Source organism: Pseudomonas sp. 9.3L (assembly GCF_058536285.1).
In genome coordinates, this window is the sequence record NZ_JBZUBK010000001.1 from 2,326,560 (window position 1) to 2,342,550 (window position 15,991).

The 15,991-nt window shown below is 59.1% G+C and carries 15 protein-coding genes; 8 read left to right on the forward strand and 7 right to left on the reverse strand.

The annotated features are described in order from the left end of the window. Positions 1 to 200 precede the first annotated feature (200 nt). From AC4LE2_RS10665 to AC4LE2_RS10690, 6 genes are all read left to right on the forward strand, one after another. Positions 201 to 1,607 carry an MFS transporter gene (locus AC4LE2_RS10665; protein WP_491825736.1) on the forward strand — a complete coding sequence of 469 codons (1,407 nt, stop codon included), beginning with the start codon at positions 201 to 203 and terminating at the stop codon, positions 1,605 to 1,607. A 63-nt stretch (positions 1,608 to 1,670) separates the two neighbouring features. After that, positions 1,671 to 2,339 (forward strand): ABC transporter ATP-binding protein, encoded by a 669-nt coding sequence (locus tag AC4LE2_RS10670; protein ID WP_491825737.1) that lies wholly within the window; start codon positions 1,671 to 1,673, stop codon positions 2,337 to 2,339. 1 nt (position 2,340) lies between these two features. Further along, on the forward strand, positions 2,341 to 4,833 hold the full coding sequence (locus AC4LE2_RS10675; RefSeq protein ID WP_491825738.1) for an ABC transporter permease: 2,493 nt from the start codon (positions 2,341 to 2,343) through the stop codon (positions 4,831 to 4,833). After that, positions 4,823 to 5,911 (forward strand): lipocalin-like domain-containing protein, encoded by a 1,089-nt coding sequence (locus AC4LE2_RS10680; protein WP_491825739.1) that lies wholly within the window; start codon positions 4,823 to 4,825, stop codon positions 5,909 to 5,911. The genes AC4LE2_RS10675 and AC4LE2_RS10680 overlap by 11 nt, the downstream gene beginning before the upstream one ends. 94 nt (positions 5,912 to 6,005) lie before the next feature. Further along, positions 6,006 to 7,484 (forward strand): MFS transporter, encoded by a 1,479-nt coding sequence (locus AC4LE2_RS10685; protein WP_491825740.1) that lies wholly within the window; start codon positions 6,006 to 6,008, stop codon positions 7,482 to 7,484. Between the two features lie 331 nt (positions 7,485 to 7,815). Continuing rightward, positions 7,816 to 8,601 (forward strand): sulfite exporter TauE/SafE family protein, encoded by a 786-nt coding sequence (locus AC4LE2_RS10690; RefSeq protein ID WP_491825741.1) that lies wholly within the window; start codon positions 7,816 to 7,818, stop codon positions 8,599 to 8,601. A 5-nt stretch (positions 8,602 to 8,606) separates the two neighbouring features. On the opposite strand, the gene AC4LE2_RS10695 is transcribed toward AC4LE2_RS10690, so the two are convergent. The 5 genes from AC4LE2_RS10695 to ahpC all read right to left on the reverse strand — a co-directional run bounded on the left by AC4LE2_RS10695 (position 8,607) and on the right by ahpC (position 12,305). Further along, positions 8,607 to 8,843: a hypothetical protein gene (locus tag AC4LE2_RS10695; protein WP_491825742.1), complete on the reverse strand. Its 237-nt coding sequence runs from the start codon at positions 8,841 to 8,843 to the stop codon at positions 8,607 to 8,609. Positions 8,844 to 8,982: 139 nt separating this feature from the next. After that, positions 8,983 to 9,318 carry a hypothetical protein gene (locus AC4LE2_RS10700; RefSeq protein WP_491825743.1) on the reverse strand — a complete coding sequence of 112 codons (336 nt, stop codon included), beginning with the start codon at positions 9,316 to 9,318 and terminating at the stop codon, positions 8,983 to 8,985. Positions 9,319 to 9,583: 265 nt separating this feature from the next. Further along, positions 9,584 to 9,859 carry a DUF1652 domain-containing protein gene (locus AC4LE2_RS10705; protein WP_491825744.1) on the reverse strand — a complete coding sequence of 92 codons (276 nt, stop codon included), beginning with the start codon at positions 9,857 to 9,859 and terminating at the stop codon, positions 9,584 to 9,586. Positions 9,860 to 10,051: 192 nt separating this feature from the next. Further along, positions 10,052 to 11,614, reverse strand: coding sequence for an alkyl hydroperoxide reductase subunit F (gene ahpF / locus AC4LE2_RS10710; protein WP_491825745.1), 1,563 nt, complete (start codon positions 11,612 to 11,614; stop codon positions 10,052 to 10,054). A 127-nt stretch (positions 11,615 to 11,741) separates the two neighbouring features. Then, the gene (ahpC, locus tag AC4LE2_RS10715) at positions 11,742 to 12,305 is read right to left on the reverse strand and encodes an alkyl hydroperoxide reductase subunit C (RefSeq protein ID WP_491825746.1); all 564 of its coding nucleotides are present in this window, start codon (positions 12,303 to 12,305) and stop codon (positions 11,742 to 11,744) included. Positions 12,306 to 12,734: 429 nt separating this feature from the next. Between ahpC and AC4LE2_RS10720 the strand changes: the two genes are divergently transcribed. Beyond that, positions 12,735 to 12,980 (forward strand): LuxR family transcriptional regulator, encoded by a 246-nt coding sequence (locus AC4LE2_RS10720; RefSeq protein WP_491825747.1) that lies wholly within the window; start codon positions 12,735 to 12,737, stop codon positions 12,978 to 12,980. Positions 12,981 to 13,014: 34 nt separating this feature from the next. Beyond that, positions 13,015 to 13,662 carry a response regulator gene (locus AC4LE2_RS10725; protein WP_491825748.1) on the forward strand — a complete coding sequence of 216 codons (648 nt, stop codon included), beginning with the start codon at positions 13,015 to 13,017 and terminating at the stop codon, positions 13,660 to 13,662. A gap of 4 nt (positions 13,663 to 13,666) precedes the next feature. Here the strand turns inward: AC4LE2_RS10725 and gorA are convergent, their stop codons facing one another. After that, positions 13,667 to 15,022 (reverse strand): glutathione-disulfide reductase, encoded by a 1,356-nt coding sequence (gorA, locus tag AC4LE2_RS10730; protein WP_491825749.1) that lies wholly within the window; start codon positions 15,020 to 15,022, stop codon positions 13,667 to 13,669. An 82-nt stretch (positions 15,023 to 15,104) separates the two neighbouring features. Beyond that, the gene (gene galU, locus AC4LE2_RS10735) at positions 15,105 to 15,941 is read right to left on the reverse strand and encodes a UTP--glucose-1-phosphate uridylyltransferase GalU (protein WP_491825750.1); all 837 of its coding nucleotides are present in this window, start codon (positions 15,939 to 15,941) and stop codon (positions 15,105 to 15,107) included. Between the last annotated feature and the right edge of the window lie 50 nt (positions 15,942 to 15,991).

Consider the following 15,991-nt stretch of genomic DNA (forward strand, 5'->3'; position numbering starts at 1 on the left):
GCCGCAATGGTAACAATCATCGAAATCGATGATTGCTCCAGGAACTTAAACCACCCTAAGCTGCGCTGATTAACGCTACCTTAGTGACAATAACGAGTTTAATATTGCGCAATCTGCCCATTACCGGTAAGTCTTTGCACGTTTTGCTCATTTACATTCTGTACCATTGGTAGCTCTTTTCCTTGCCGGATAGCCACCTGATGACGTCCGTACCTCACGCTGATCACACTCCTGAACGCGCTGCCCGTATCTCGGCACGCATCGACAGGCTGCCCTCAGTGGCAACCCTGTGGCGCCTGGTGGCGCTTCTGTCCATTGGCGGGTTCTTTGAGCTATACGACCTGTTTCAGACGGCTTATATCAGCCCAGGGCTGTTCGAAGCGGGCATCTTCAAAAAGGGTGCCGAGGGCGCCTTTGGCGTGTCTGACCAGGCCGCTTTCGCGTCGTCCACCTTCCTGGGGCTGTTCATTGGTGCCAGCCTGTTAAGCCCTATCGCTGACCGTTTTGGTCGCCGCGCCATCTTCACCTTTGCGCTGATCTGGTACACCCTGGCAACCGTGCTGATGGGCTTACAAAGCACTGCCATGGGCATCATCCTGTGCCGGTTTCTGGTAGGGATCGGCCTAGGCATCGAGCTGGTCACGATCGACACCTACCTCAGCGAGCTGGTGCCCAAGCGGCTACGCAGTGCGGCCTTTGCGTTTGCTTTTTTCGTACAGTTCCTGTCGGTGCCAGCAGTGGCCGCGATGTCCTGGTGGCTCATCCCCCAGGCCCCGTTCGGGATCGCGGGCTGGCGCTGGGTGGTGTTAGCCAGTGCAGTGTTTGCGCTGTTTATCTGGTGGCTGCGTAAACGCTTGCCTGAATCTCCCCGCTGGCTGGCGCAACACAACCGCCTGGATGAAGCGGAACACGCCCTTGGAATGATCGAAGCGCGCTGCGAACAGGACATGGGCGCACCCTTGCCTCCGGTAGAAGCCAAGGCTATCCGGATAGAGCCCGCAGGCCGGTTCTCTGACATCTGGCAGCCGCCCTACCGTCGACGCGCCTGGATGTTGATTGTCTTCAACATCTTCCAGGCAATCGGGTTTTTCGGCTTCGGCAACTGGTTGCCGGCGCTGCTCAATGGTCAGGGCATGGCCACGGCCCATAGCCTGGGCTATGCCTTCATCATCACCCTGGCGTACCCATTAGGCCCACTGCTGTGCATGGGGCTGGCCAATCGGGTGGAGAACAAATGGGGCATCGTAGGCTCAGCCCTGTGTACCGTGATATTCGGTTCGCTGTTTGCTTATCAAACCAGCCCGCTGGGGCTGGTGGCGTGCGGGATCATGGTGACCTTTGCCAATGCCTGGCTGACCTTCAGTTACCATGCCTACCAAAGCGAGATGTTCCCCACCCATATCCGCGCCCGGGCCGTTGGCTTTTGCTACTCGTTCAGCCGGTTGTCCACGGTGTTCAGCAGCTTGCTGATTGGCTTCTTCCTGGAGCTGTGGGGCACGCCTGGGGTATTGGCCTTTATCGTCTCAAGCATGTTGATCGTGATGGTCACCATCGGCGGTTTCGGGCCACGTACACGGAACCTTGCCCTTGAGGACATTGCCCGATAGGCAGGGCCTGCACGTGCGGGTTGTCGGCCCTGCCCCTGCCCGCCCCCGTTAAGGCCAAGCCTCATGTTGCGCGTTCAAGACGTTTTCAAACGCTATACCACCGCCCAAGGCCCACTTGAGGTGCTGCGCGGGGTCAACCTGCACATGGCCCAAGGGGACAGCCTGGCGTTGATGGGGGAATCCGGCAGCGGCAAAAGCACCCTGCTGCACTTGGTGGCGGGCCTGGACCAGGTCGACAGTGGCAGCATCGACATCGCGGGGCAGCGCCTCGACCGCATGAACGAAGCTCAGTTGGCCAACTGGCGCCGTACCCAGATCGGCCTGGTGTTCCAGCAGTTCAACCTGATCGGCAGCCTGCAGGTTGAAGACAACCTGGCATTTCAGGCCCGCTTGGCCGGGCGCCATGATCCAGCCTGGCAGGCCCATCTGGTAGCACGCCTGGGCCTTGGCGCCTTGCTCAAGCGCTACCCAGAGCAACTCTCAGGCGGCCAGCAGCAGCGCGTTGCCATCGGCCGGGCGCTGGCCTCACGCCCCGCCTTGTTGCTAACCGACGAGCCCACGGGCAATTTGGACGAGGCCACCAGCGACGACGTGTTGCAATTGTTGCTCGACCTCTTGGCCGACAGCCCTACCAGCCTGCTGATGGTGACCCATAGCCCACGGGTAGCGGCCAGGTTGTCGCGCCAGGTGGTGCTGCGGCAAGGTTGCCTCGCTGCCAGCGAGGCGAAGTAAGGTGCGGGTGTTTTATTGGACACTGCGCGCACTGATCAGCCACTGGCGGCGCCACCCAGTGCAGTTCTTCAGTGTTTTGGCGGGGTTATGGTTGGCAACCAGCCTGCTCACTGGTGTGCAGGCACTCAACAGCCAGGCGCGTGACAGCTACGCCAAGGCCAGCCAACTGATCGGCCGCGAACCCCAGGCAAGCCTGGCAGCTCCGAGCGGCGCGCCATTTTCACAATCGTTGTTCGTGGCTTTGCGCACCGCAGGCTGGCCGGTATCACCTGTGCTACGGGGCCGGATTTCTCTTCAGGGCCACGCTGACCAGCGTCTGCAAGTGATGGGTATCGAACCCGTCTCCATGCCCGGTGGCACGCCACTGGCTGGGCAAACGCTGGACACTGAACAGACCGTTGCCTTTTTTACCCCGCCGGGGAGTACCTGGATCGCGAGCGCCACCTTACAAGCGCTTGGGTTGCGTGAAGGCGACCAGCCCTTGACCGAGACAGGCCACGCCTTGCCGCCGCTGACCGTGAAAGCTGACATGGCGCCGGGTGTACTGCTGGTTGACATCGGTTTCGCCCAACAGCTGCTGGATCAACCAGGGCAGGTATCAAGGCTGCTGTTACCCAAAGCCTTTGCTGACGATGCCCCGGCGCTACCCGGCACCTTGGCAGGCCAGTTGGTGCTCAAGCGCGCCAGCGCTGACAACGACTTGGGCAAGCTCACCGAAAGCTTTCACCTCAACCTCAACGCATTGGGTTTCCTGTCCTTTATCGTAGGGCTTTTCATTGTCCATGCCGCCATTGGCCTGGCGCTGGAACAGCGTAGGGGCCTGCTGCGTAACCTGAGGGCGTGTGGGGTAAGTGCGCGGCTATTGATCCTGTGCCTGGCCGTTGAGCTCGGGGCGCTGGCCTTGCTGGGGGGCATGGCGGGTGTTGTCAGCGGCTATGGACTGGCCACTGCGCTGCTACCCGACGTCGCCGCCAGCTTGCGCGGCCTCTATGGTGCGGAGGTGGCCGGCCAGTTGACCCTTAGCCCGGTGTGGTGGCTAAGCGGGCTGGGCGTAAGCCTGCTAGGGGCCTTCCTGGCAGGCAGCAACAGCCTTCTACGGGCGGCGCGCTTGCCCTTGTTGGCGCTGGGCAACGCCCAAGCGTGGCACGAAGCACACGCCCGTTGGCTACGGCGGCAGGGGTGGGTGGCGGCAATTGCCCTGGTGATTGCCCTGGTGGCCGCCCTGTGGGGCAACAGCCTGGCCCTGGGCTTTGTGTTGATGGCAGCCCTCCTGCTAGGGGCTGCGTTGGCGTTGCCGGTAGTGCTCAACGCCCTGCTCAGAGGGCTGCTTGGCGGCACTCGTTCAGTTCTGGCTCAGTGGTTTTTGGCAGACTGCAGGCAACAACTGCCCGCCTTGAGCCTTGCCCTGATGGCGCTGCTATTGGCCATGGCAGCCAATATTGGCGCGGGCAGCATGACCTCAGGCTTTCGAGAAACCTTCAACCATTGGCTAGCGCAACGGCTGTCGGCTGAGCTGTACATCAATCCGGCCACCCCTGAACAGGCCCCGGAATTACAGCACTGGCTGGCAGACCAGCCCACTGTCGCGGCGGTGTTACCCAACTGGGAAGTGTCGATCGAACTTCAGGGCTGGCCCGCGCAGCTATTTGGGGTTATTGACCACCCGAACTACCGGCAGCACTGGCCATTGCTTGAATCCACTGCAAATCACGGCAAAGGCGACGCTTGGACGCAGTTGGCCAGTGGGCAAACCCTGATGCTTAGTGAGCAACTGGCACGGCGGCTCAAGGTCACCGTGGATGATGACGTGAAACTCCCGACGCCGACCGGTGACTGGTCGCTGCATGTGGTGGGCATCTATGCCGACTATGGCAACCCTAAAGGTCACCTACTGGTCAATGCCGACCACCTGCTTACCCACTGGCCTGACGTCGTACCTAACCGTTTCAATTTACGCATGGCACCCAGCGCGGTGCCTGACCTGATCGCTCACCTGCATGACCGCTTTGCGCTGGATGACAGCCATATCATTGACCAGACCCAGCTTAAAACCTGGTCCAGCCAGGTATTCGAGCGTACCTTCGCCGCCACGGCTGCCCTCAACAGCCTTACGCTGGGCGTGGCCGGCGTGGCGCTGTTCATCAGCCTGCTGACCCAGAGTCAGAGCCGGTTAGGCCAGCTTGCACCGCTCTGGGCGCTGGGCGTGACCCGGCGCCAGCTGATGCTGCTGAACCTGGCGCAGACCTGGTTGTTGGCGGTACTAACCCTAGTGCTGGCAGTGCCCTTGGGCCTGCTGTTGGCCTGGTGCCTGGACGCGGTGATTAACGTCCAAGCCTTTGGTTGGCGGCTGCCGCTGGCGGTGTTCCCTTTGCAATTGCTGCAACTGATGGGCCTGGCGTTGATCGCCACATTGCTGGCATCGGCGTGGCCTCTGTACCGGCTGTTCCGTACCCAACCTGCTGACCTGCTCAGGACGTTCGCCAATGAAGACTGAATGGGCCGCCTGCGCCTTGGCGATAACACTCGTTGCCGGCTGCGGCGAGGCCCCGCCACCGGCCAAAGGCTTTGCCGGTTTGGCCGATGACGCCACGGCCTATGCCCAGGTAACCCCAGGCAAAGTGTTCGTCTTCCCCCTCGATCACGGCCCGCACGACGACTATCGCATTGAATGGTGGTACATCACGGCCAACCTCAAAGGTGCCGAGGGCCAGCCGTTGGGCGTTCAGTGGACGCTCTTTCGTAATGCCCTGCCCCGTGCGACTGCTGCGCTGAGTGACAACGACGGCTGGAAAAACCGTAACCTGTGGATGGGCCATGCCGCCGTTACTTCAGCCGATCGGCACTATGCCGCAGAGCGCTACGCACGCGGTGGCGTGGGCCAGGCGGGCGTTACCCAGCCTCCGCTGACGGCCTGGATAGACGACTGGTCGCTGTCGTCCACCCCAGGCCATGCCAACCCATTGGCCGACCTGCACCTGCGCGCCAGCGGCCCGGCGTTTAGCTATGACCTGCACCTCACCTCAAACAAGCCCCTAGTGTTGCAGGGGCAGAATGGCTTTAGCCAAAAATCTGAAGCGGGCCAGGCCTCGTACTACTACAGCCAGCCTTTTTTCACGGCCAGCGGCAACGTGACCCTGGAGGGTAAAACCTTAGCAGTCACAGGCTCCGCCTGGCTGGACAGGGAATGGAGCAGTCAGCCGCTGACGGCTAATCAAACGGGGTGGGACTGGTTCTCCGTGCACTTGGACGATGGTCACCAGCTCATGCTTTATCGTATGCGCCAACAGCAAGGGCCGCCCTACCTCACCGGCACCTGGATCAACCCTGACGGCAGCACTGAAGCCCTGGCCGCTGACGACATCAGCCTTACCCCGAGTGCCATCACCGCCGTTAATGGGCACAACATGCCCACCCGCTGGGCCGTAAAGGTACCCCGCAAAGGCCTGGACATTACCGCCGAGGCGCTCAACCCTAACGCCTGGATGAACGTGCGTATCCCGTATTGGGAGGGGCCGATTACCCTGAAAGGCACTCATCAAGGCGTAGGCTACTTGGAAATGACCGGGTATTGAGTGCTCATTAAGCCGGCACCGTAGGTGACAGATCACCTACGCTCCTGCATTAACAATAACAACACGGCCGCGAGGCCACGTACGGGAGCATGGGATGACCCACCGGGAAGTTGCAAGCAAGCACGAGGCGCCGGGCCATGGTGGTGGTGAGCGCCTATACGAAACTGACTTGCCGGCACGGCTGGACCGTCTGCCTTGGGGGCGGTTTCATACGTTGCTGGTGTTCGCGCTGGGTATCACCTGGTTGCTGGATGGGCTTGAAGTCACCCTGGCAGGCTCGGTATCCGGCGCCCTCAAGGGCAGCCCAGCCTTACAGATGACCAATGCTGACATCGGCCTTGCAGGCGGTGTGTATATCGCGGGCGCCGTGATCGGGGCATTGTTCTTTGGCTGGCTTACTGACCGCCTGGGGCGGCGCAAATTATTCTTCATCACGCTGTTCCTGTACGTAGGGGCAACTGCCTTGACAGCGTTTTCGTGGAATATCTGGAGTTTTCTAGCGTTCCGGTTTTTAACCGGTGCAGGCATCGGCGGTGAATACACGGCGATCAACTCGACCATCCAGGAATTTACACCGGCACGGTTCAGAGGCTGGGTCGACCTCACGATCAATGGCACCTTCTGGGTAGGCGCTGCGCTGGGCGCGGTAGGCTCTATTGTGCTGCTGGACCCTTCCGTGGCCGGCGGTGACGTGGGCTGGCGGCTGTGTTTCGGCATAGGTGCTGCACTGGGCCTGGTGATTTTATTCATGCGCCTGTGGGTGCCCGAGAGCCCTCGCTGGCTAATGATCCACAACCAGCCTGAAGAGGCTGAGCGCATCGTTAATCACATAGAACAGCGGTTGCGCGACCAAGGTCATGAGCTCGCGCCCCTCACGGAACCGCCCCTTCGCTTGCGCGCCCGCGGCCACACGCCCTTGAGCGAAGTGATGCGCACCCTGTTCGTGGGGCACCGGCAGCGAGCGAGCGTGGGCGTGACCCTGCTCACTGCGCAGGCGTTTTTTTACAACGCGATTTTCTTCACGTATGCCTTGGTACTCACCGATTTCTACGGCGTGCCTTCCACGCACATTGGCTGGTACGTATTGCCCTTCGCCTTAGGCAATTTCTGCGGGCCATTGCTGCTAGGCCGCTTGTTCGACGTGGTGGGGCGCAAGGTGATGATCAGCGGCACGTTCGTGCTCTCAGGGGTTTTGCTAGCGATTGCAGGCTATGCGTTCGAACAAGGCCTACTGACGGTAATCGAACAGACGGCAGCCTGGATGGTGATCTTCTTCTTCGCCAGCGCAGCGGCCAGCTCAGCCTACCTCACGGTGGCCGAAACCTTCCCGTTGGAGATACGGGCCCTGGCCATTGCAGTGTTCTATGCGTTCGGCACTGCCCTTGGCGGGATCATAGGGCCGATGTTGTTTGGCCAACTGATCGAAAGCCATGACCGTGGCAATGTGTTTATTGGGTATCTGATTGGGGCGGGGCTGATGGTGATTGCCGGTGTAGTGCAGGCGATATGGGGCGTGGCGGCTGAAGGAAAATCCCTGGAGAACGTGGCCAAGCCTTTGTCGCACGCCGGGTAAGCGCCGGCGCATGATGCGGTACTCGGCTCAGGGCTGCCGAGTACCGTATGGGCGTTAAGAACTGCCGGGCGGAATGCCACCCTTATTGAAGTCTTTCAGGCGCTCTTGCTCCTGCGGTGTGGAATGCGCGGGGGTGTCTTCCTGCTTTTTTTCTGGCTCATCGCTCATAGGGCAACTCCTTTGGGATTAATCGTTGGGCTAACCCAGCGAGCAGGAGTTCCTTGCTGCTCATATAGCTAATCTGAATAAGTACATTCGATAAGGTTATGGTGGGTTATATGGATTCTCGTTATGCTGCGCCCGATCAGGAATAAGCAGTAAGGCTGTGAACATGGACACCAGTGGTTTAGCGTTTAGTGTGGCAGGGCTGATCGTCGGGTTTATTGTGGGCATGACCGGCGTGGGTGGTGGGTCATTGATGACGCCTATTCTGCTCTGGTTCGGCGTTAACCCCGCCACGGCGGTAGGCACCGATTTGCTCTACGCTGCGATCACCAAATGCAGCGGCGTGTGGGTGCATGGCCGCAACCGAAACATCGACTGGGCCATCACCGGGTGGCTGGCCTTGGGGAGTGTGCCCGCCGCAGCCCTCACCTTATGGTTGCTCAAAGGGCTAAACGCCGATACCCAGGTGCTGAATGAGCTTATCAAGTCTGCATTGGCGTATGTGTTGCTGCTTACCGCGCTGGCGATTCTCTTTCGTTCTCGCTTGCTGGCGTTTGCCAGCCGCCACGCGGGCGACCGCTACCGCCTGACCCCTCGCCTTCTCAACGCCTCCACGGTACTTACGGGTGCGGTGCTAGGCATCATGGTCTCCCTGACCTCCATCGGCGCGGGCGCGCTCGGCACGGTGGCGTTGTTCATGCTGTACCCTGCGCTGGCCACGCGCAGGCTGGTAGGGACCGAAATCGCCCACGCTGTCCCGCTGACCCTGGTAGCGGGCCTCGGCCACGCGGGCATGGGCAACATGGACTGGGGCCTGTTGGGGTATCTGTTGATTGGCTCTCTCCCTGGCATTTACCTGGGCAGTCACCTCTCCGGAAAGGTGCCAGACAAGGTACTACGCCCGTGCCTTGCGATCATGCTGGGGATGATCGGCGTGAAGTTGATGTATTGATGGGGCTACAGGCTTCTGAGAGTCCAGGCCAGGCTACGCCAGGGGTACTGCTCACCCAGCGCGCTGGCAGCGCCGCTCGGGTCATGCAGCATGGGGCGGTTGGCCTGGGTCGCCATCTGCACGGCATGACAGTAAGGGCAGCGGACCATATCGGCATCCAGCCGCCATTGACGCCCCCACTCCGATAGCTCTTCAGCCATGCGCTGATGCACCGAACGCACTTCATCACTGCCGGGCGTCACGAACGCCATCCTTGGTGGTGCTAGGTGTTCGGGAAGCGTACAGCACAACGTGCCAATTACCTATGGCAAGTGGCATCGTCATGAGGGAAGCCCGGCGCGTGACGCCGGGGGTACCGCTTGGACCACACGCCCGGCGTGCTTATAGGCAGTCGCGCGCCATGTCTGTCCAACCGTTGGTGCCTGCCCACTCTGGTGGCAGGAATATCCGTACGTGAGCGCCTTCGCCCGCGCGATCGATTTGCGCCCAAGCCGGTGCAGCAGTGTAGGCAGCCTCTACTGTCAGTTTGTAGCCGGTGTCGGTTTGTTCTTGCCGTAAGCCCGGCTTGAACGCGGCCCATTTAGGGGCCAGGCACTGCGCATAGCTTTCTGCGCTTTTAGTGCTCGTGGCATCCAGCGGTGCCCTGGGGTCCGCAGGCTTGCCAGCGCAACCTGCCAGCGCCATAGCGCCCATTATCATTATCAGCCCGCGCATCATGTTCCCTCACTCTCCAATGGTCATTGCACTTTAGCAGGCGGCGCACGCTTGGGCACCACCCTATTCTGATCCGCTTTGTTATTAACAATCTGCTGCTGTTATGCCTCGCCCAATACGCGCACGCTGGCCACATCTTCTTTTAAAGAGAGAACAGCGAAATGGACGGTATTATCATGCTCGTCATCGTATTGGCCACACTGAGTTCCTTTGGCTATGTCATGTACCTCATTCACAAAGAAAGCCGCAAGTCTTAGGCTTTTGCCCCTTAGCGCCTGGGCCACAGCCCCTGGCGCTGGTCCACAGCAAACCAATCCTGGTTAGCCTGAAGCTCTTGACGCAACTCCGCGACCAGGTTCGATATCGCCCGGATCGAGGTCAGTGGCGCCAAGGGCACGCCCACGACCAATAGATCAATATGGCCATTGGCAGCGGGGTCGGTCACTTCAATCGTTAAGGTTCCACCTTCCTGTGGGGTGCAGGTACAGTGCAGCGGCAGGAAGCTTGACTGGATGATCTTGAGTACTTCGTGCTTGGGTATCACCTACACTCCCTCCCCTCGACGGGCGCGGTGTTATCTGCGAATGCCCTTCTCCGCTATAACAGTATCGGCCTGGCCGACCGTTCCATGAGCGCACGCCGGTAACGGCTTGGCTTACCCCTAACGCACGAAGGCCGGTCACCCCTTGAAAGGTGACCGGCCTCGTTCGTGGTCAAGGGCTGGCAGGCTACGCAATCAGGCGGGTGCTGAACTGCGGATCAGGTGATCGAACGCCGCCAGCGATGCCTTGGCGCCTTCGCCCATGGCAATGATGATCTGCTTATAGGGTGCGGTGGTCGCATCCCCTGCGGCGAAAATGCCGGGCAGATCGGTTTCACCGCGAGCGTCGACCATGATCTCCCCTCGTGCAGATAACTCAATGGCGCCCTTGAGCCAGTCAGTGTTGGGCAGCAAGCCAATCTGCACAAAGATGCCTTCCAGGGCTACGGTATGCAGGTCGCCGGTCTGGCGATCCTTGTACATCAACCCCGTCACCTTTTGACCGTCGCCTTTTACCTCGGTGGTCAGGGCGCTCTTGATAACTGTGACGTTGGGCAGGCTGGCCAGCTTACGCTGCAACACCGCATCGGCACGCAAGTGGCTGTCGAATTCGATCAGGGTCACATGCGACACGATACCCGCCAGGTCAATGGCTGCTTCTACGCCGGAGTTACCTCCACCAATAACCGCAACACGCTTACCTTTGAACAAGGGGCCGTCACAGTGGGGGCAGTAGGCCACGCCACGGTTGCGGTATTCCTGCTCGCCGGGCACGTTCATTTCACGCCACCGTGCACCGGTGGCAATGATCAAGGATTTGGCCTTCAGCGAGGCCCCACCCGTGAAACGTACTTCGTGAAGGTCACCGTTGCGGCCAGGAATCAACTGTTCAGCGCGCTGCAGGTTCATGATGTCAACTTCGTACTGCTTGACATGCTCTTCCAACGCCATGGCCAGCTTCGGCCCTTCCGTTTCTTGAACCGAGATGAAGTTTTCGATCGCCATGGTGTCAAGTACCTGACCACCAAAGCGCTCGGCAGCCACACCCGTACGAATGCCTTTACGGGCGGCGTAGACCGCAGCCGCAGCACCTGCAGGGCCACCACCGATCACCAGGACGTCAAAGGCTTCTTTACCATTGAGCTTTTCTGCCTGACGGGCGCCAGCGTTGGTGTCGAGCTTGGCCAGGATCTCTTCCAGACCCATGCGGCCCTGGCCAAACACCTCGCCATTGAGGTAGACACTGGGCACTGCCATCACTTGACGACGTTCGACTTCAGCCTGGAACAGTGCACCGTCAATCGCTACGTGCTTGATCGCAGGGTTGAGCACCGCCATCAGGTTCAGCGCCTGGACCACGTCTGGGCAGTTCTGGCAGGAAAGCGAGAAATAGGTTTCAAAATGGAACTCACCTTGTAACGAGGCGACGTGTTCCAGTGTTTCTGCGCTGGCCTTGGAGGGGTGACCGCCTACTTGCAGCAGCGCCAGTACCAACGAGGTGAATTCGTGACCCATGGGCAAACCTGCGAAACGCAGGCTGATGTCACCACCGGGCCGGTTGATGCTAAACGACGGGCGACGCTCGTCGTTGCCGTCATCACGCAGGGTGATCAGCGGAGACAGGCTTTCGATTTCTTGAAGCAGTTCCAGCATTTCACGGGATTTCGCACCGTCATCGAGCGAAGCAGTCAACTCGATGGGTTGGGTAACCCGTTCCAGGTAGGATTTGAGCTGGGATTTGAGAGTGGCGTCCAACATACGGGCGATTTCCTTTACTTGAATCCGGTTCAGACACCACAACGCCCAGGCGATGACCGCCCGGGCGTTGTGGTGGGCAGCGGTGTTGCTTAGATGAAGCGGCTCACCGCCGCGTACTCAGTCACGGTTAGATCTTGCCGATCAGGTCCAGGGACGGAGCCAGGGTAGCCTCGCCTTCCTGCCATTTGGCTGGGCACACTTCGCCTGGGTGGGCAGCAATGTACTGAGCAGCCTTGACCTTGCGCAGTAGCTCCAGTGCGTCACGACCGATACCGCCGTCAGTGATTTCCACAACCTTGATCTGGCCTTCGGGGTTAATCACGAAGGTGCCACGGTCAGCGATACCGGCGTCTTCGATCAGCACGTCGAAGTTGCGGGAGATCACGTGGGTTGGGTCCGCGATCATTGGGTACTGGATCTTGCGGATGGTGTCGGACGTGTCGTGCCATGCCTTGTGGGTGAAGTGCGTGTCGGTCGAAACGCTGTAGATCTCTACGCCCATTTTCTGGAACTGTGCGTAGTTGTCAGCAAGGTCACCCAGCTCGGTTGGGCAAACGAAGGTGAAGTCAGCGGGGTAGAAGAACACCACAGACCACTTGCCCTTCAAGTCCGCTTCGGTCAGCTCAACGAAGTTGCCGTTGTGGAACGCCTGAGCTTTAAAAGGTTTGATCTGGCTGTTGATGATAGGCATCGGGTGAATCTCCTTGGTAAGTAAATCTGACTGGAGCAATGGTAGCCACGTTTCCTGGCTCAAGCTCATTGGCAATACGCATCTTAATCATTGGTTTTGCCTATGAAGATGGCTTAGGCCTATGCAAAGAACCGTGGCAGCGAAGGCTTTGTATACCACCACAGGCCTGTCGTAAAGCTCGTTACAATCTTTGACCGTTGAGGCCTCCAGCCGCTTTGTACCAAGATTTTCCAAGCGGCTGACTACCCTGTGGGCTTTACATGGATTTTCATATCTATTTGATTTAGTTGTGTTTTTTTAAGAAAAAAAACGTCATCGGGCCACCCGCTTCACTTGCCTGTCAAGCCAAATATTTATTTACCATAACAATTTGTCGTACTTGGCTTTCAATTGATGAGACCCCGTTATGGATTTCCAGGGAGTATCACCATGCCGAGTACCGCACTGAGCACCTACGTCAAGCAAGCTGGTCCCATTCACCTCACCAAGCGAGAAATCATTACCCTGGAATGGAGCGCCCGTGGCAAATCCTCCTGGGAAATCTCCCGAATACTGGGATGTAGCGAATCTGCAGTTAACTTCCACTTCTGTAACATCCGGCGAAAATTTGGGGTGAAGTCAAGACACGTCGCTGTACTGCTGGCCCTTGAACACGAGTTGATTCACCTCCATTAGAAGGCCTGCCCTTCACCCCCCCACAGGACGCCCCATGGTACTGAGCATCGTTATCGCGGATGACCACCCCGTGGTACTACAGGGGCTCACTGAGCAGCTTCAGAGCAGCGCACGCAGGCGGTTCGAGGTGTGCGCCCTTGCGCACAGCGGGCGGGAGCTGTTGCGCAGTTTACGCGGCAGGCACTGTGACCTGGCGCTGATCGATTGGCACATGCCTGCTGCCGACGGCCTCGATGGCTACGCGCTGGTGCAGCAGGTACGGCATACCTTCCCACAGGTGGCGTTGGTCGTCATGACCGCCTCACAACGCCCTACGCTATTGGGCGCCTGCCTGAATCTTGGGGTGAAAGGGCTCTACGACAAACGCGGCGATGCCGAGCAGCTTCGGCATGTTCTGATGCAGGCAGCACAAGGCAAGCGCTGCGTCAGCCCGGGTTTCGAAGCCATCCTGGCGCGACACTACCTAAGCCCTCGGTATTGGGGCGTAGACAATCAGCACGTACTCACGCCCAGGGAGCGGGAGGTAATCAACCTCTGCGCTCAAGGCTACAGTGGGCGCGAGGTCGCCGCCCGCCTGGCGCGCAGCGAGAAAACCATTAGCCGGCAACGGCGCTCGGCCCTGGACAAACTGGGCCTGCACGCCGACGCTTTGCCTGACCCACCTCGAGCGGCCAGCCGATAAAGCGCTATTCCCCAACGGCGGTGCGAAGGGTCACGAACTCCTCAGCGGTGGTAGGGTGTACGCCAATGGTCTCATCGAACACCGCCTTGGTAGCGCCGGCCTTGAGTGCTACCGCAAAGCCTTGAATGATCTCTCCCGCTTCCGGCCCTACCATATGGCAACCTACGACCTTATCCGAGGCTGCGTCCACGACCAGCTTCATGAAGGTGCGCTCAGTGCTCTCGGTGAGGGTTAATTTCATCGGCCTGAAGCGGCTTTCGAAAACCCGCACGTCATAACCGGCTTCTCGCGCCTGAGCCTCGGTTAGGCCAACGGTGCCCACACTGGGCTGGCTGAACACGGCCGTAGGGATATGATCATAATCCACCGGGCGGTACTGCTCGGGCTTGTACAGACGCCGGGCAACGGCCATGCCTTCGGCCAGGGCCACTGGCGTGAGTTGAACCCCTCCTGTGACATCCCCCAGCGCCAGGATGGATGGCTCCTGAGTCTGGTACAGCGTATCTACCTTGATGAAGCCTTCGTCGTTCACCGTTACCTGAGTGTTTTCAAGGCCCAGGTTATCGACCATTGGCCGGCGCCCTGTCGCATAGAGGATGCAATCGGCGACCACGACTTCACCGCTCTTGAGGGTGGCGTGCAGTGCCCCCTCGCGCTTGTCGATGCAAACGATGTCCGCATTGAACTGCAGGTCGACGCCCTTCTTGCGCATTTCTCCGGCCAAGTGCTTGCGCACGGCATCATCGAACCCGCGCATGAACAGGTCACCTCGATACAGCTGGGTAGTCTTGGCCCCCAGGCCGTTGAAAATGCCCGCAAACTCTACGGCGATGTAGCCACCTCCTACTACCAGCACACGCTTGGGCAATTGGTCTAGGAAAAAAGCCTCATTGGAGCTGATCGCATGCTCGCGGCCTGGGATGTCAGGAATGGAAGGCCAGCCGCCAGTCGCGATCAGTATCCGCTCGCAGCGATAGCGTTCGCCTGCCACCTCAACGGTATGAGGGTCCAGGATCCGCGCATGAGCTTCCAGTACCGTTACGCCGCTGTTTTCCAGCAGGTTGCGGTAAATTCCGTTCAGACGTTCGATTTCCTGATTCTTATTGGCGATAAGGGTGCGCCAGTCGAAAGACGGCGTACCTGGCTCCCAACCGAATCCGCGAGCGTCCTTGAAGTCTTCATGGAAGTGCGAGCCATACACCAGCAACTTTTTAGGCACGCAGCCTACGTTGACGCAGGTGCCACCCAAATAGCGGCTTTCGGCCACGGCCACGTTGGCGCCAAAGCCTGCCGCGAAGCGTGCTGCGCGCACACCGCCAGAGCCGGCGCCAATGACGAACAGGTCAAAATCATAGGTCATAAAAAATCCTCATACGAAAACGCCGCCATTTACATGAAATGGCGGCGTTTGCTTACCTCGAAAATAGCGTTAAGTCGGTGCCTTACATCTGGCCTTTCTTGTAGAAATTTTCAAAGCAATAGTTGGTAGCATCGATGTAGCCTTCTGCGCTGCCGCAATCGAAGCGTTTGCCCTTGAACTTATAGGCCAATACGCAGCCATTCTGCGCCTGTTTCATCAGGGCGTCAGTAATCTGGATTTCTCCACCCTTGCCTGGCTCGGTCTGAGCGATCAGGTCGAAAATATCCGGGGTGAGAATGTAGCGGCCAATGATCGCCAGGTTGGAGGGCGCATCTTCAGGCTTGGGCTTTTCTACCATGCTGTTAACACGGTAGATGTCATCGCGGATCATTTCGCCCGCAATCACCCCATACTTACTGGTTTCCTGAGGGTCGACTTCCTGGATGGCAACGATAGAGCAGCGGAACTGGTTGTACAGCTTGACCATCTGCTCAAGCACGCCCTCACCTTCAGGGTTGACGCACAGGTCATCCGCAAGCACTACGGCGAATGGCTCATCGCCAATCAGCGAGCGGCCGCTGAGAATCGCGTGGCCAAGGCCCTTCATCTCGATCTGGCGTGTGTAGGAGAAGGTGCATTCGTCTAGCAATTTACGAATACCGACGAGGTACTTTTCCTTATCGGTGTTACGGATCTGGTTTTCCAATTCGTAGCTGATATCGAAGTGGTCTTCCAGTGCACGCTTGCCGCGACCAGTAACGATCGCAATGCCGTTCAAGCCTGCCTGTAGTGCCTCTTCCACGCCGTATTGAATCAGCGGCTTGTTGACCACCGGCAGCATTTCCTTGGGCATGGCCTTGGTAGCTGGCAAGAAGCGGGTACCGTAACCGGCGGCCGGGAACAAGCATTTCTTGATCATGGAATGTCCTTGGTTCTTAGGGCGTTTCGTACGCATTTATCGCAGTCTAA

What these genes read in the sequence shown, in the direction of transcription:
- ahpC (WP_491825746.1), bottom strand. Translation starts at nt 12,305, where the DNA reads ATGCCTATCATCAACAGCCAGATCAAACCTTTTAAAGCTCAGGCGTTC.
- galU (WP_491825750.1), bottom strand. Translation starts at nt 15,941, where the DNA reads ATGATCAAGAAATGCTTGTTCCCGGCCGCCGGTTACGGTACCCGCTTC.
- AC4LE2_RS10680 (WP_491825739.1), top strand. Translation starts at nt 4,823, where the DNA reads ATGAAGACTGAATGGGCCGCCTGCGCCTTGGCGATAACACTCGTTGCC.
- AC4LE2_RS10670 (WP_491825737.1), top strand. Translation starts at nt 1,671, where the DNA reads ATGTTGCGCGTTCAAGACGTTTTCAAACGCTATACCACCGCCCAAGGC.
- AC4LE2_RS10685 (WP_491825740.1), top strand. Translation starts at nt 6,006, where the DNA reads ATGACCCACCGGGAAGTTGCAAGCAAGCACGAGGCGCCGGGCCATGGT.
- gorA (WP_491825749.1), bottom strand. Translation starts at nt 15,022, where the DNA reads ATGACCTATGATTTTGACCTGTTCGTCATTGGCGCCGGCTCTGGCGGT.
- ahpF (WP_491825745.1), bottom strand. Translation starts at nt 11,614, where the DNA reads ATGTTGGACGCCACTCTCAAATCCCAGCTCAAATCCTACCTGGAACGG.
- AC4LE2_RS10690 (WP_491825741.1), top strand. Translation starts at nt 7,816, where the DNA reads ATGGACACCAGTGGTTTAGCGTTTAGTGTGGCAGGGCTGATCGTCGGG.
- AC4LE2_RS10725 (WP_491825748.1), top strand. Translation starts at nt 13,015, where the DNA reads ATGGTACTGAGCATCGTTATCGCGGATGACCACCCCGTGGTACTACAG.
- AC4LE2_RS10720 (WP_491825747.1), top strand. Translation starts at nt 12,735, where the DNA reads ATGCCGAGTACCGCACTGAGCACCTACGTCAAGCAAGCTGGTCCCATT.
- AC4LE2_RS10700 (WP_491825743.1), bottom strand. Translation starts at nt 9,318, where the DNA reads ATGATGCGCGGGCTGATAATGATAATGGGCGCTATGGCGCTGGCAGGT.
- AC4LE2_RS10665 (WP_491825736.1), top strand. Translation starts at nt 201, where the DNA reads ATGACGTCCGTACCTCACGCTGATCACACTCCTGAACGCGCTGCCCGT.